Origin of the sequence: Bradyrhizobium sp. CCBAU 53338, from assembly GCF_015291665.1 — a bacterium.
Lineage (GTDB): Bacteria > Pseudomonadota > Alphaproteobacteria > Rhizobiales > Xanthobacteraceae > Bradyrhizobium.
In genome coordinates, this window is the sequence record NZ_CP030048.1 from 6,695,236 (window position 1) to 6,709,012 (window position 13,777).

14 protein-coding genes and 1 pseudogene are annotated in these 13,777 nt (G+C 62.6%); 2 read left to right on the forward strand and 13 right to left on the reverse strand.

Annotation, left to right across the window (positions count from 1 at the left end):
* Nucleotides 1–22 precede the first annotated feature (22 nt).
* The 7 genes and pseudogenes from XH90_RS31515 to XH90_RS31545 all read right to left on the reverse strand — a co-directional run bounded on the left by XH90_RS31515 (nucleotide 23) and on the right by XH90_RS31545 (nucleotide 6,661).
* Nucleotides 23–277 carry a DUF2249 domain-containing protein gene (locus XH90_RS31515; protein WP_194478120.1) on the reverse strand — a complete coding sequence of 85 codons (255 nt, stop codon included), beginning with the start codon at nucleotides 275–277 and terminating at the stop codon, nucleotides 23–25.
* A gap of 80 nt (nucleotides 278–357) precedes the next feature.
* Nucleotides 358–690, reverse strand: a pseudogene (gene fdxA, locus XH90_RS31520) (ferredoxin FdxA); the annotation flags it as partial.
* A gap of 1,072 nt (nucleotides 691–1,762) precedes the next feature.
* Nucleotides 1,763–3,043: a SulP family inorganic anion transporter gene (locus XH90_RS31525; RefSeq protein ID WP_194478122.1), complete on the reverse strand. Its 1,281-nt coding sequence runs from the start codon at nucleotides 3,041–3,043 to the stop codon at nucleotides 1,763–1,765.
* 247 nt (nucleotides 3,044–3,290) lie between these two features.
* On the reverse strand, nucleotides 3,291–3,605 hold the full coding sequence (locus tag XH90_RS31530) for a metal-sulfur cluster assembly factor (RefSeq protein ID WP_194478123.1): 315 nt from the start codon (nucleotides 3,603–3,605) through the stop codon (nucleotides 3,291–3,293).
* Nucleotides 3,602–4,105, reverse strand: coding sequence for a DUF2249 domain-containing protein (locus XH90_RS31535; protein WP_194478124.1), 504 nt, complete (start codon nucleotides 4,103–4,105; stop codon nucleotides 3,602–3,604). The genes XH90_RS31530 and XH90_RS31535 overlap by 4 nt, the downstream gene beginning before the upstream one ends.
* 23 nt (nucleotides 4,106–4,128) lie before the next feature.
* Nucleotides 4,129–5,391, reverse strand: coding sequence for a hypothetical protein (locus XH90_RS31540; RefSeq protein WP_371748281.1), 1,263 nt, complete (start codon nucleotides 5,389–5,391; stop codon nucleotides 4,129–4,131).
* Nucleotides 5,392–5,482: 91 nt separating this feature from the next.
* A complete protein-coding gene (locus tag XH90_RS31545) occupies nucleotides 5,483–6,661 on the reverse strand; it encodes an NnrS family protein (protein ID WP_194482877.1) in 1,179 nt (392 codons plus the stop codon).
* A gap of 415 nt (nucleotides 6,662–7,076) precedes the next feature.
* On the opposite strand from XH90_RS31545, the gene XH90_RS31550 reads away from it, so the two are divergent.
* Together XH90_RS31550 and XH90_RS31555 are read left to right on the forward strand one after the other, a co-directional pair.
* On the forward strand, nucleotides 7,077–7,799 hold the full coding sequence (locus XH90_RS31550; protein WP_194478126.1) for a Crp/Fnr family transcriptional regulator: 723 nt from the start codon (nucleotides 7,077–7,079) through the stop codon (nucleotides 7,797–7,799).
* A 21-nt stretch (nucleotides 7,800–7,820) separates the two neighbouring features.
* Nucleotides 7,821–8,135, forward strand: a complete 315-nt coding sequence (locus XH90_RS31555) for a hypothetical protein (RefSeq protein WP_194478127.1) — start codon at nucleotides 7,821–7,823, stop codon at nucleotides 8,133–8,135.
* A 533-nt stretch (nucleotides 8,136–8,668) separates the two neighbouring features.
* Here XH90_RS31555 and XH90_RS31560 read toward each other — a convergent pair.
* Genes XH90_RS31560 through XH90_RS31585 form a run of 6 tightly spaced genes read right to left on the reverse strand, consistent with a single transcriptional unit; the run spans nucleotide 8,669 to nucleotide 13,777 of the window.
* Complete coding sequence (locus XH90_RS31560) at nucleotides 8,669–9,061, reverse strand: cytochrome c family protein (RefSeq protein ID WP_194478128.1); 393 nt, start codon at nucleotides 9,059–9,061, stop codon at nucleotides 8,669–8,671.
* 35 nt (nucleotides 9,062–9,096) lie between these two features.
* On the reverse strand, nucleotides 9,097–10,092 hold the full coding sequence (locus XH90_RS31565) for an FAD:protein FMN transferase (protein WP_194482878.1): 996 nt from the start codon (nucleotides 10,090–10,092) through the stop codon (nucleotides 9,097–9,099).
* A gap of 10 nt (nucleotides 10,093–10,102) precedes the next feature.
* Nucleotides 10,103–10,654, reverse strand: a complete 552-nt coding sequence (locus XH90_RS31570; protein ID WP_194478129.1) for a nitrous oxide reductase accessory protein NosL — start codon at nucleotides 10,652–10,654, stop codon at nucleotides 10,103–10,105.
* Complete coding sequence (locus XH90_RS31575; RefSeq protein WP_194478130.1) at nucleotides 10,651–11,478, reverse strand: ABC transporter permease; 828 nt, start codon at nucleotides 11,476–11,478, stop codon at nucleotides 10,651–10,653. Before XH90_RS31575 ends, XH90_RS31570 begins: the two co-directional genes overlap by 4 nt.
* Complete coding sequence (locus tag XH90_RS31580; protein WP_194478131.1) at nucleotides 11,475–12,395, reverse strand: ABC transporter ATP-binding protein; 921 nt, start codon at nucleotides 12,393–12,395, stop codon at nucleotides 11,475–11,477. Before XH90_RS31580 ends, XH90_RS31575 begins: the two co-directional genes overlap by 4 nt.
* Complete coding sequence (locus XH90_RS31585) at nucleotides 12,392–13,777, reverse strand: nitrous oxide reductase family maturation protein NosD (RefSeq protein WP_194478132.1); 1,386 nt, start codon at nucleotides 13,775–13,777, stop codon at nucleotides 12,392–12,394. The genes XH90_RS31580 and XH90_RS31585 overlap by 4 nt, the downstream gene beginning before the upstream one ends.

The following is a 13,777-nucleotide window of genomic DNA, read 5'->3' on the forward strand; positions in this document are numbered from 1 at the left end:
CGCTCCCGCTGCCCGGTGCCGCTCAGGCCGCCTTGGCGAGTTTTCCGATCTCGACGCGCCAGACGGTCGGACCGCTCTCGACATAGGTCCAGGAGAACTGCTTCGGATGTTCGGCCTCCAGTTGGTAGTAGAGCGGTTTCGGATCATGATCGTTCACGAGAATGAACGATCCTCCGACGGCCAGTTCGTTGACGAGCTGGAAAATCTTCTGATGACGCTGAGCCGGCGGTAGCTCGCGTACATCGACGATTGAGGCGTTTGCGTTGGCACTGGACATTCCTAGTCTTCTCCTTTGGTCGCACGAACGTCTGATTGATCACCGCCGGCGACCTCGGCAGCAGATCGAAGCTCGAGCGGCTCATCCGGCTTCGGGCTGAAATGCTCGGCAAACTTGTTGGGAACGCCGTTCCAGGCATCGGCATCGGGTGGCGACTCGCCCTTCTTGACGATGTTCGGCCAAAGACCAGAATACTTATGGTTTAGACCAAGCCAATGTGAGTTGGCCGGAATATCGCTGTCCGGAAAGATCGCTTCGGCCGGGCACTCCGGCACGCAAACACCGCAGTCGATGCACTCGTCCGGGTGAATGACAAGCATGTTCTCACCGACGTAAAAGCAGTCGACGGGACAGACCTCGACACAGTCCATGTATTTGCACTTGATGCAGTTATCAGTGACGACGTGAGTCATCGGCCTGCCTCTTGTCGCCTCCCGCGCGCCGCATGGCGTCGAAGGAGCTGTCGTAGATGTTTAAGCGCATCATTCCCAAAAAGCAATATTCAAAATATATCTTTCGATTGTGAGGATCGTTTTCAATGGCTACGATGCGTAGCAAAGGGCCCAAGATTCAATGCGGCGTGCTCTTCACTGACATGTCGGCTACGGTCGACACGGTCGCGAGTTGCTCGGGATATCGGCAGCGGTCCCAATGCCAGCGACCTCCATCGGAACGCCGCTCGGCACAGCCATCTCTGCGCCCTTAGGTGGGCGGAGTTAGGTCGTACCTCTCGCGTCGTCCGATCGCGCGAAAGGACCTTCGCAAAGGGATGCGATGGGCCGGTGCGGAGTTCGAAAGCACCTTCCGTTTTGAAGCTGTCCACGTCTTCTGTGGGACAAAGCGCGGTCGCGGTACTGGATCACTTGCTTAATGCAGGTATGCCTTCATTGGGGTTAGTCCCCGTAATCGCGCACGAATAGAACTTCCCCGCGACCAACAGATTCGGCCTAACGCGCGTGGTCATACGGGCGTATGGGCATGCGCGCCTGTCATCTCCACCTCGGCTGTAAACTCGACGGCATAGTCGGCCATCTATTACATAGCCCGGCCGTCCAGATCGTCTGAATGCCGGCTGTGACGCTGTCCCAAAATTCACTCCGAAGGCGTTCTGAGTTTATCCGGAGCCAGACAGATCGTGCAGCGCAATCGTCAGCGCCTGCGGGACATGGACGCCCGATGGCCCCCCGCGGAATTGACGCCAATGTCGTCACACCTCGACAGAAGACTGGTGAGCGCCGAGCATACCATTCTCAATGAAGGCGCCCACGAAGCTTCGCAATGATCTGGCGGAGATCGTCGGCATATTCATCAAGGATCCGAAGCGCCTCGTTCCGCTGCCTACCGTGGGTTCGGCCTGCGGGCTTCGACACGTCCGACTTCGAAGAAGCTGTCTTTTCCGATCGACTCATACGTCACGCATGATCTATGTCCGAACAGGGGCGTTGATCCAAATCAACGGTTCCGGTTCCTCCGAAAGCTGGTCTGTTATGCGTCTTCCTCCTCTTGGGGACTGCCTGGCCAGGCCAGCAGTGCCGCGAGCGCGCAACCGACCACAATGCCGGAGGTGAGATCCTTCAAGAGCGTGAGGGCGAATGTCGGGACTAGCACGGCGGCACTCCGCCAATTCTTGACCAGTCGAACAAATTCCTCCTTCTCGGCCATGGACCAGCAGACGACCACCAGCACACCCGCGAGTGCTGCAAGCGGGATGTAGCGCGCCAAGGGAGCCGCAACCATCATAAAGAGCAGCAGAAACCCTGCGTGGATCATTCCCGAGAGCGGGCTCCGCGCACCGGCACGGATGTTCGTAGCGGTCCGCGCGATGGTGCCGGTCACGCTGATGCCTCCGAACATGGCGGAGGCGATGTTTGCGATCCCCTGCGCCATCAATTCCATGTTGGAACGGTGCTTGCGGCCGGTCATGCTGTCGGCGACCTTGGCCGACAGCAGGCTTTCCACGCCACCGAGCAACGTGAACGAGAAAGCGGTCGGAAGGATCTGAACGATGAGATCGAGCGAGAAACTCGGCAGGTGCGGAACCGGCAAGCCTTGAGGGATTTCGCCGAAGCGAGTGCCGATGGTCTCAATGGGCAGATCAAAAACCAGAGTGGCCGCGGAGGCTACTGCAATCGCGATCAGCATCCCGGGCCAGTTGGGCCGCCACCGACGTAGCGCGAAGATTAGCGTGGACGTGCCGACGCCGATGCCGAGAGCGGCCCAGCTCATGGTCGGCAGCGCGGACCCGAGCGCGACAAGCTTGGGTACGACCGGACCGGGCTCCTTGGTCGCCAGTATGAGGCCGAAGAGATCGCGGATTTGGCTTGAGAAGATGGTGCCGGCGATGCCGCAGGTGAAGCCCACCGTGACCGGATGCGGCATATGCCGGATCAGCGATCCGAGGCCGAGCGCACCTATCAGGGTTAGCAAGAGGCCGGAGACAAGGACGGTCAGCAGAAGTCCGTCGAGCCCGAACTGAGACACAGTCGCGGCCACCAGCACGATGAAGGCGCCGGCTGGTCCGCCGATCTGATATCTGCTGCCACCCAGCGCCGAAACGAGACAACCGCCGATGATGGCGGTGAAGAGTCCGCGCTCGGGCGTGACGCCGGAGGCCACCGCGATGGCCATGGAGAGCGGCAACGCCACGACGGCGACCGTCAGCCCTGCCGTTGCGTCCCGCTGCAGGTCTGCGAGTCCATAACCTTCGCCAATCGTCGTGAGGAGTTTGGGATGATAGAGGTGGGCAGTAGAGGAACCGTCGGGCATTGTCTTAAGAGTGCGTGAGTTTGACCAGGATCCGAATAGCGCCGCTTGGGTTGGGCCGCACACTGATGCTGATGCGGTGTCATTCTGCGGGGCTATGCGGTGTGGGTCATTGGGTTGGGATCGTCGCCGCGGCCGATGCAATTCGCGAGTCGGCCGCGACTACGCAAGAGAGGTGTCCATGCGCAACTGTGAAAGTAGCCGAGAGGAACGCCGACGACCTTGTCGCAGCGCAAATACGTCGCGACGCTTAGTGAACTGGCGCGAATCCGAGCGACTCCTTCACCTCCGGCGCTATCATCGACGGCGTCCACGGCGGGTCGAATGTCATCGCCACGTCGACCGACCGGACGCCCGGAACCTGCGAGGCGGCATTTGCGACACCTTCCTTGAGGAAACCGGCGGCCGGGCAGCCTTTCGTGGTCGCCGTCATCAGAATATAGACGTCGTCGTCCACGACGGTGATCTCGTAGACGAATCCAAGGTCGACGATGTTGTGTCCGAGTTCGGGATCGATGACGACGCGGAGCGCATCCCTTATAGTTGCGATGAAGTCATCCGTCATTGCGGTGCCCTCACGGTGAGTTCATAGGTCGTTCCATCAGGCGTGAAGCCGCCGAGCCAGCGGAAGCCGCGTTTCTCGAGATGCGGAAACAGGAGGAGCGGTTCGCGACGGAGGAGCGCCGACAGCGTTTGACCGGGAGCAAGTTGGTCGGCGGCACCAAGAATTCGGACCATCGGTTCGGGTGGATCCAGATCGCGGTTGTCGAGTTGGACGACCGGATCAGGCCAGACGTTGGGGACAGCCGCTTGCAGCGATGGCGCCGCCGACGGCGCGTCGCCAGGCGTAAACAGGATTTCCCACTCGCCGTCATCGAGCGCTCGTTCCGAGTGCGCAAAGCCCTTGTCGCCCAGGACGGCGAACAGCGGGGTCGGCTTGAATGTCGCGTAGAGGCGAATGCCCTGGCCTGTCTCAAGCCGTCCCAGCGCCGCCATGATGACCGAAAACGGTTCGCCTCCGGCGCGAAGAATGGGACGGACGTCGACGTCGATGTAGCTGGTCATGGCCATTGTTCCTTGTTCGTGAGTCAAGTCCGGGAGTACAGAAGCCGCGGTGCAATCGTCCCACTCTGCTGGCGAAGCGGCTCGGCCACATCAGTGAGGCGTCGCGTCCGGATCAGTTCCTGCACGATGCCGATCGTTGCCACTGTCATGGCAAGGGCTGCGCCGCGGAATATCGATGCTTGGCCGCACAGCAGGGCGGCGGTTCCGATCCAGACGGAGGCGAAGTAGGCCGCGAACCATTTGACAGCTCGCCGTTCGGCAACCAGGTCCTGCACGCGCGGCGTCGGAGCGCGCCCCATCGCCGGGCCGTAGGCCTCAAGCCAGGTCAGGAAGGCAACAATCTTGTAGAGCTTGGCGAGGACAAGGCCGGAAAGCCAACCGAATGCGACCAGGAACACAAAGGCACCAACGTGAGCAGCGAACGAGCCTGTGACCGCGAGGGCAAATCCCAGCAGCGTCGCGGCGGCGAGGCTCGCAAATCCACAGGCCGCCATCTTCATATTCAGTTCGAGCTGCTGCCGCTTGCGGCGGCGATAGAGCTCGCCGACATCGCGGCCGTAGAGCGCAAGCGTTGTGAGCCCGAGAGTTCCGGCGAACGCGAGAACAACACTGACGCTCCACTCGGTCGCGATGGCGAGCAGCCCGCCGGCCACGGTCATGCCGAACGTCGCCGAACCAGCGATGAGGGTCCTTCGGACCCTGCGTCCGTCGATGTCTGGCGACAACATGAACATCGAAAGTAGCCGATAGCTGACGCCCATGGCCGTGAGCGTCAGCCAGCCACCAAGCCCTGCGATAGCATGAAGCGGGACGCCGGACGCCAGCAGCGCAGCGAATCCCGGCCCTCCATAACCGGCGAGCGCCCACGCGAACGTGCTTCCAAGTGCGGCTGTCGCACACAGCGCGCCCAAACCGGCGAGCACGAAGTGAGCAGGACCGACCGGCGTGCGGGCACGCCAGACTGTCAGGCCGAGATTTGTGGCGACGAGACCGAAGCCCGCGACGAGCAAGGCCGCGGCGAGTGGAAGCAGCCACAGCCAAGCTGGCAGGCGACCACCCAGCGCAAGAAACCCGGCGAGGAGGGCGCCGAGTCCTGTCGTGAGCAGTCCCAGGCTCGGAAGCTCCCAACTCTCGGCAAAGAGTGGTTTTGCAACCAATACCGGCACAAACTGGAACAGGGCGCCGCACATGGCCAGACTGAGCCAGCCGATGCAGACCATGTGGACCACGACCAGCGTATCCGGCGAGCCGAGGTCCGCGGCAGGAAAGCCGAAACCGGCCGCCATCAGCGCTTCGGCCGCGATCAGCCAGGCGATCGCGATCGCAAAGTAGCTCATCGTCCATTTCGAGAGGTTGCCGCCAATCATGATCGCCTCCTCAAGCTTTGCGCACCCGGCAGAGCAGCGATGCGTACGCGAGCGCGAAACCGAGAAATGCGACCGTCCAAGCTACGCCGGCAACCGGCAGCAGAATATCCGCATGCGCGGGCTCGAGCGCGGCGCAAATGCGTGCGAGCGCCGCTGTCACAACCGCGAGGTAGAGCAACTGGGTCGTGGGCGAGGCCGCCAGCGCCTGGCCGGTGTGACCGAGCGAGGCACGCGTCATCACCGCGATCGTCATCGTTCCGATCGCGCCGCCGGTCCAGGCGTGCACCCCCGCCCCCGGCGCGGCGAGATCGAGCGCCGAAAGGGCAGTCAGGAAGTAGCCGACCGGAACGAAGGCATAAGCAACGTGGAGAATTAGGACCAGCCGGTCCGGAAACGTCCGCTCGCCCGCCCATCGCGACAGGCGCGCCAGATGCAGCAGGCCAGCAAAACAAAGCGCAGCGGCGACAAGTCCGCCCCTCGGCGCGGTGATCCAGATCAACAGCGCGAAGACGCCTGCCGCCATCGCCACAGCATCAAACCGCCCGAAAGGAATCGGCATGCGTCCTGGCGATCGCCGCGCGAGCCAGTTGCGGGTGAAACTCGGCACGATCCGGCCTCCGATGACGCCGATGAGTGTCACGACGAGGGCAATACCCGCGCGCGTCGAATACTCGGCGAGGCCGCTGAGATGTGCTTCGACGTGAAATGCCACGTTCACGATTGCCAGCAGGCTGACGATGCCGACGACTTTCAGGTTGCCCCACTTCCGGCCTGCTACGATCTCACGCGCCGCCGCGGCCGCGAGGAGGAGCAAGAACAGGGAATCCAGCATCATAGCCGCTGCCCAGCCGATCTCCGCGGAGAGGCTCACGGCGAGGCGGCCTGCGAGCCAAGTCGAGAAGAGAACCGTGAGCGGCTTCCCCTGGATGGGCAGACGACCGGTCCAGTTCGGCACCGCCGTCAGCAGGAAACCTGCAATCACGGCGGCGACATAGCCAAACAGCATCTCGTGGACGTGCCAGTCCCGAGGAGCAAATGCGGTCGGCAGCGAAATCTCACCCGCGAAGACAGCGAGCCAAAGCGGGATCATCACGCCGGCGTGGATTGCACCGAACAGAAAGAACGGCCGGAAGCCGAAGGAGAATAGCGCTAGCCCTCGATAGGCGCGCAGTTTGGCCATGGTTGCCATGGACGGGTTCCTGAGTGTTGTCCCCAGCCTAGGTGGACGTGCCTTGGGTATCTTTGTTAGGCCGCAAAGACTGCGGATGTTTCGCAGTGCGATAAGCTCTCGTAAATAGATCGGAGTACGATATATGAGAGTCTTCGAAAGGTTGCGGGAGCGCGTCCGCGTCACATCATCCGAATCGGAATGTCACGAGCCGGTGATCAGTAGCTCAGCGACGGTCGAGCGTGTAGAACACCAGCTAAATGAACGAGGCCGCGACGATTGCTGTTCCTTCTCCCCGGCGAATGCAAACTTGGTCCCCTGAGAAGATCTGCTCGCGCTACCCAACGGACGTCAGTGGTTTTGTCGCTGCCGAGGCGAGTGTTGTGAAGCGTTCTCTCGCGGGGTAGTGTCCGCGGCGTTTCGAGGAGAGCACGCCATGGCTTCCGTCGACCGCTCGCTGGTCATCAATCTCTCGATGTTCGCGGGCCTGATGCCCGCCGAGCAGGAGGAGTTGCTGCACGAGGCGCGGTCCGTCCGATATCCGAAGGATTCGGTTGTGTTCGAACAGGGTGCGGAAGCCGACCGCTTCTTCGTGCTGCTGCATGGTCATCTCCGCGTCGAGAAGGTCACGGCGCAAGGTCAGCAGACGGTCGTCCGCTATGTGTCCGCGGGCGAACTGTTCGGCGTCGCGCAGGCCATGAACCTGTCGCACTATCCCGCGACGGCGGTCGCGGCCGTCGACAGCATCGCGCTCGCCTGGCCATCCTCATCCTGGGGACGACTGATCGCCAAGTATCCGAGCCTTGCCAGCAGTGCACTGCAGACAGTCGGTAGCCGGCTGCATGACACCCAAGCTCGCGTGATCGAGATCTCGAACGAACAGGTCGAACAGCGCGTCGCGCATGCGCTGCTGCGGCTCGCCAAGCAAGCCGGCCGCAAAGTAGACGCCGGAATCGAGATCGATTTCCCGATCAGCCGCCAGGACATCGCCGAGATGACAGGCACGACGCTGCATACCGTCAGCCGAATTTTCAGCGGCTGGGAGAGCCGAGGCCTTGTCGAAGGCGGTCGTCAGCGCGTCGTATTGCGCGACCCGCACCGGCTTCACATCCTGGCCGAAGGCCGCGATGACGACCGACCCACGAGTTCAAGGTCCTGATTCGCCGGCCAAGATTACCTGTTGGGTACCAAGATCACAGGTACATCGGTCAAAGGACTGTCCCCTTCTCCAAAAGTCCGCGACGGATCACTCCTTTTCGTGGCCGAGCAGCTTGTGGGTGCATCGGTTGACGAAGTGCACGCGGCCACAAGACGGGCATTTTACGACGGCGAAAGCATCCCGTTCGGCGGGCCGATCCTCATCGATCCACTGCTGGACATATTCGGCAGTCGCCGGACATCGAAACATGATGCTGCTCATGTCTCATCATCCGGCCGCCTCGTGGCTAGACACATGACGCAGATCAACAATTTGCCTATTTTTCGGGCACCTTGAGAGAACTTTCGATCCAACCGCGGACGACGACAGACTTGAGCGGGTCGACATTCCCGCAATCGACGCAGCTAAAGCTCTCTCGTCCGTCGCCACTGGACGGCACGAGCGTCATTGGCTTGCCACAAGTCGGGCAAACCTTCGTTCTCGGATCGTGCGTCGTCATCGGACCTGCCCCAGTCAGACCAGACAAACATAGTGCCGGGTAAGGTCGCTGTTCAAGCTCCTAAGAGCGGCAGAGGCATCTCCGATAGTGACCCCAGCCGGGGGCTGATGGGGCTGGGGTCACTCCCGGATCAAGTGCCGGCGTTTCGCCGGCACCGTGCTGCAACGCGATCGGCTTCAACTCGTTCCCACCTTGCGCAAGGTCAAGGCATGGCAGTTCGACGGCCGCATATATTCACCATAGCCGAACGGGGTGCTTCAGCGCCCCGTCGCGGTTGCGAGGCCCGGGCTCCTAGGTAACCCCGGGCCTTTGCATTTGGATGACGATGCGAGTCACGCCGGCCGATCTGTTGTCTAATGGTGACGGGCCCCTATTGCTGGGTCAGCTTCACCGGAGCCTTGTCGAAAGTGTGCAGATACGCGATCAAGTCCTTGATCTTTTGCTCGTCCTTGATCCCGGCGAAAGCCATCTTGGTTCCGGGAACCTTGGCCTTCGGGTCCTTGATATACTCCGAGAACGTCGCCTCGTCCCAGGTGAGGCCCGACTTCTTGTTCGCGTCGGAATAGTTGTAGCCCTCGACTGATCCGGCCTTGCGTCCGATCAACCCGTTGAGCACGGGACCCACGGCGTTCTTGGCGCTATCGCCGACCTGATGACACGCCTTGCAGACAGCAAATGCCTTTTCACCGGCAGCCGCGTCCTGGGCGCTCGCCTGCCCAAATCCGGCAGCGAGGAACAGGGCCACAAATGCAATTCTCTTCATCCAGTTCTCCTTGCTTCAGTTTCAACGTCAAACTGTCACGCCACGAGTTCCGATACCACCCCCGCAGTATCGATCAGGTGGACCCGTTCGATCTCTAACTGCGGCAGCAGAGATCTGATCCGCGGTTCAGACATCAGGCTTAACGCGGTCGAGAGCGCGTCCGCGGCGGTGGCGCTGCGGGCCACGGTCGTGACGCTCTTATAAAGGTGGGCGCAGGCGCCGGTCGCCGGGTTGAACAGATGATTGAACCGACCCGTGGGATCGAAGCGGAAGCCATAGGCGCCAGAGGTAGAGACGGCGCGGTCAATGATCGGAAGGGTCGCTTGCATCTGGCCGACGATTTCGGGATCGGCGACGCCGACCTCCCAAGGCTGGCCGTCGGGACGCGCCCCGATTGCTCGCGTCTCGCCCATGTCGACGAGACTTTGCGTGATGCCTTGCGATCGCAGCAGCTCAACGACCTTGTCCGTCACGTAGCCCTGAGCGATGCCGTTGAGGGTGATGCGGGTGCCCCGTGGCATTGCGATCCGGTCGCGGCTGACCGACAGACGATCCCAGCCAACTCGGGCGAGCGCCGTCTCGACGGCAGCTTGGGATGGCCCGGAAGGATCGGCATCGGTCTTCGAGAAATGGTCCGCATAGAGCTCCCAGAGCGGCTGGACTGTCGGGTCGAACATCCCGCCGGTCAGCCTGGCGTAACGCTTCGAGATCGCGAGAAGATCGACCAGCTCGGCGGCAGGATCGACCAAGACACCGGTCCGGTTCAACTCGACCAATGTCGAATCGCTTCGGTAGAGGCTGAACAGGCCTTCCAATCGGCGCGCCTCCGCGCAGGCCACGGAAATCAAGCGCTCCGCCTCGGCTCTTACGGAATGATGAATCTTCATCGTCGCCGTCGCTCCCAGCATCGTGCCGCGCCAGACCACGATCTCCGCATCTGAGGTTGTTGCTGGGGACAGCGGAGAGAGCGCGAAGCCAGCCGTTGCTGCACTGATTGTGATGAATCGTCGTCGTGAAACCATTTGCATGATGGCATCCTTCTCAGTCGGCCGGTCCGCGCACGATGGCGCCGTCTTTCGGTCCTGTCCCTTCGCCTTCCGAATCTAGGACGTAATCGCGCGGTACCTCCGCGAAGCCGACAATGCGTCCGCCGTTCTCGGCCACGAACTTCTCTGCCGCGCCGCGGTCCGAGAACGGAACGGCCTCATTACCTCCCATGCCTCCCTTCGCGCGGCTGGCGATGACGAACAGGGCTTTCCTTGCCTCAACCCAATTGTCCGGCCCCGGCTTGTCCCAGCTCGGCGCCTTGCCCATGTCGGACACATAGATCGCCTGAATGTCTTTTGGCTCGTCCGGCAACATCGTGAACGCGATCGTATCGCGCACTGAGGAGAACCAGACCGGCTCGATCAGACTCGCGATGAAGATGTGCCCCTTCGGTCCCGGATGCTCGAGCACGTTCATGCCGCAGTAGTGCCCGATGTCTTCGGCGGTCATCCTATGGGGCGGCGGAGGGGTCGCGGCCTGCTTCTCCCAGCAGCCGCCAAGCGCGACCGGCAGCACCAGAGCGAACGCGAGGGCAGTTCGCCTCATAGCTCCCTCCTCGAGAAGGCGAGCGCAGCCAGTCCGAGAGGCACGGCGGTCCAGCAGATCAGGACGGCGAGGAGGACCGGCACCGTGAGGGAGGTACTTTGCGCCAAACCGGCCATGCCGGCGAAAGTGCTGACATTGGCGAACCCGGTCAGGTTGATCAGGCGGTAGGCGTCGGTCGGATTCGCCAGAAGCATCGCATTCAGCGCGGTGGCGGAGATGCTGCGGCCCTGATCGAGCGCAAGCACGCCCAGAAGTGCCATGTCGTAGATCAGGACTAGCAACAGCCACAGCCCGATGCAGATGCCGGCCGCCGTGCTGCGGTCGCGCACCAGGGCGCTGACGAGATAGCCGATCGCGACGAACGCTGCGCCGAGCAGCACGGAAGATCCGACCATCGCCGCGAAGGCGAGCAGGCTGTCCGAGTCCACCCGGGTGCCAGTCGCCGCCAGCGCGCCGACGGCAAGCCCGTAACCGAGGCAGGTCGCAAAGGCGAGCACCGCGAGGTGCCCCACGAATTTGCCGAGCAGCACCTGCCATCGGGCGACGGGGTAGCTGAGCAACAGGAGCATGGTGCCGCGCTCCATGTCGCCGACGATGGCGTCGTGCGAGATCAGAAGCGCGATCAGCGGAACGAGGAAGATCGTCAGGCTGGAAAGGCTGACGATCACGACATCGAGTGCGCGTACGCCGACGGTGCCGGTCGGGGCGCTGCCCAGGAAAGTCAGCGACAGTGCGAGGGCGGCGAGCAGGAGCGTCGCGGCGAGCACCCAGCGATTGCGGACGGCCTGGTGGATTTCCTTGGTCGCGATGATCAGCACGTTCACGGCTTTTCCTCCATATTGCGAAGGAAGTGGGCGTATAGCTCGTCGAGAGTCGGCGGAGCGACCTCTACGTCCTCCACCGAATTGCCGGCGGCCGTCGCGCGGTGCAGAAGTTCGATCTTCCGATCTGATACGGCTTCGATCTCGACGATCCGACCGTTGAGACGCCGGCACGTCGCGTCCGCCGGAACCCAAGCCGGCATTTCGCTCTTCGCCAATCCGGCGACCTTGAGGCGGATCCTGGTCGGCAGCCGTGCTAGACGGCGGAGCTCGCCGATCGAGCCGTCCGCGACCTTGATGCCCCGGTTCATGATGATCACACGGCCGGCCCGTTCCTCAAGCTCAGTCAGCGCATGTGAGGACAGCAGCACGGTCGCGCCGTCGGCCGCGAGGCGCTCGATCACCTCATAAAAGGTCTGACGTAGCTCCGGATCGAGCCCTGTTGTCGGCTCGTCCAGCAGCAGCACCCGCGGATGCCCGATCAGCGCCTGTGCAAGTCCAAGCCGTTGGCGCATGCCTTTGGAGTAGGTTCCGACCCGGCGGCCCGTAGCAGGGCCAAGGCCGACGGCGTCGAGCAGGGCCAAGGCCTTCGCGATCGGCTCACGCTTCAGCTTGGCGTAGAAGGTTTGGGTTTCGCGGGCTGTGAGGGCGGCGTCGAAGGAAACGTTCTCCGGGAGATAGCCGAGCTGTCGGCGACCGGCGAACTCGCCGGCAGCGGGATTGTCGCCGAGCACCTCGACCGATCCGCTGGTCGGTCGGATGAGGCCCAGCATCAGCTTCATCAGCGTGGTCTTGCCGGCGCCGTTGTGGCCAATAAGGGCCACTAATTCGCCAGCCTCCAACTGGAAGGAGGCGCCGCAGACGGCCTTCACTAGGCCGTACTCCTTGGTGACGTCGCTGACGCGTACCGTGCTGGTCATCGCGCCTCCGCGGCCGTGCGGCGCTTTGGCGGCGCCATCAGCGGATGGCTGTCGACCACGCCTCCCGGCAGCAACGCCGGAAACTGCGCTTGCGCCCAGCGGATCACCTGGACGGCGGGACTGTTGATAAGAACCTTGGCCGCCGGCGCGGTCCAAAGCACGTGGTCGATCAGACCATTCGGCCGGTAGGCCGTGTCTGCGACCCCGTCGCCGTTGAGATCGAAGGCCGGATTGTCGCTCCAGTAGTTGCCGCGGCCGCCGTTCGACCAATCCAGATGGCGGGTGCCGACATACTTCACCTGATTGGCATTGTTGACGAAGGCATTGCCTGTGATCCGGTTGCCCTCGGAGCCGGCCGTGAAGTGCACGCCGATCTCGCACCCTTCGAACCAGTTGCGCTCGATGCGGTTCTTGTTGGTGTTGTAGATGAACACGCACTTCTCGGGGCCGATCCGTTCGCCTCGAGCGACTTCGAGGGAACCCGCCACCGTTGGTGGCACGCCTTCGTCGGTGGCGCGATTGTCCGACGTAGCCCAGCGCTCCGCGGGCTGCGGCCCGCCGATGACGGTATTGCCGGATATGTCGGACCCGTTGGTCGCGTTGAAGAGAATGCCACGGTCGCGATCGTGATCCGAGACGTTGTCGCGCACGACGAGGTTCTTGGAGAACATCAACGCGTAGCCGATGATATTGTCCTTCGAGACATTGCCGATGATCTCGCCGTCATTGGTGTACATGTAATGGACGGCAAAACGCAGATCGCGGAAGCGATTGCCGCTGAAGACGTTGTTGCGGCTGGTAATCGCGAAGATGCCGTCGCGCCCATACCGGAAATCGTTGTCGACGACCTTGGCTCCCGGTGCATTCCAGACGGTCACCCCGTTGCCGGTTTGACTCATCGGTGCCTGGCGCAGGCCGATGATGCTGTTGTGGCGCGCGAGCGAGTCGGGGGCGCCGTGCAGATAGATGCCGAAGAGATTGTCCTGGAGCCGATTGTCCTCTACGACGGCGCCCCGCGCCGACTGCTCGACGAAGACCCCCGAATCCATGCCTTCGAGCGCGCGTCCAGATCCACGAATGTCGAGCCTACGGACCACCGCGCCAGGAGCCGAAATGGTGATCACACTACCCTTGCCGGAGCCATCGACCACTGCGCCATCGGCTCCCGAGAGCATGATCCGATGGGCGATGCGCAGCGGACCGTGGTAGGTACCTGCCGCGAGCAAAATCTCGTCGCCGTCGGCGGCAGCATCGAGAATGGACTGGAGGTCGTTAACCTCGGGCGTGACCGAAAGCTTCTCCGACGCCGCCGCGTGCGCGCCAACGCTGGCGGCCAAGAGAGCCGCCAGCGCCGTGACCGCAAGACGTCGCGCGCACCGCAT

Coding starts and splice junctions, on each gene's coding strand:
- XH90_RS31560 (WP_194478128.1), bottom strand. CDS start 9,061: ATGAAGAGAATTGCATTTGTGGCCCTGTTCCTCGCTGCCGGATTTGGG.
- XH90_RS31540 (WP_371748281.1), bottom strand. CDS start 5,391: ATGGCGGCCGGTTTCGGCTTTCCTGCCGCGGACCTCGGCTCGCCGGAT.
- XH90_RS31545 (WP_194482877.1), bottom strand. CDS start 6,661: ATGGCAACCATGGCCAAACTGCGCGCCTATCGAGGGCTAGCGCTATTC.
- XH90_RS31535 (WP_194478124.1), bottom strand. CDS start 4,105: ATGACCAGCTACATCGACGTCGACGTCCGTCCCATTCTTCGCGCCGGA.
- XH90_RS31530 (WP_194478123.1), bottom strand. CDS start 3,605: ATGACGGATGACTTCATCGCAACTATAAGGGATGCGCTCCGCGTCGTC.
- XH90_RS31585 (WP_194478132.1), bottom strand. CDS start 13,777: ATGCGGTGCGCGCGACGTCTTGCGGTCACGGCGCTGGCGGCTCTCTTG.
- XH90_RS31570 (WP_194478129.1), bottom strand. CDS start 10,654: ATGAGGCGAACTGCCCTCGCGTTCGCTCTGGTGCTGCCGGTCGCGCTT.
- XH90_RS31525 (WP_194478122.1), bottom strand. CDS start 3,043: ATGCCCGACGGTTCCTCTACTGCCCACCTCTATCATCCCAAACTCCTC.
- XH90_RS31580 (WP_194478131.1), bottom strand. CDS start 12,395: ATGACCAGCACGGTACGCGTCAGCGACGTCACCAAGGAGTACGGCCTA.
- XH90_RS31515 (WP_194478120.1), bottom strand. CDS start 277: ATGTCCAGTGCCAACGCAAACGCCTCAATCGTCGATGTACGCGAGCTA.
- XH90_RS31550 (WP_194478126.1), top strand. CDS start 7,077: ATGGCTTCCGTCGACCGCTCGCTGGTCATCAATCTCTCGATGTTCGCG.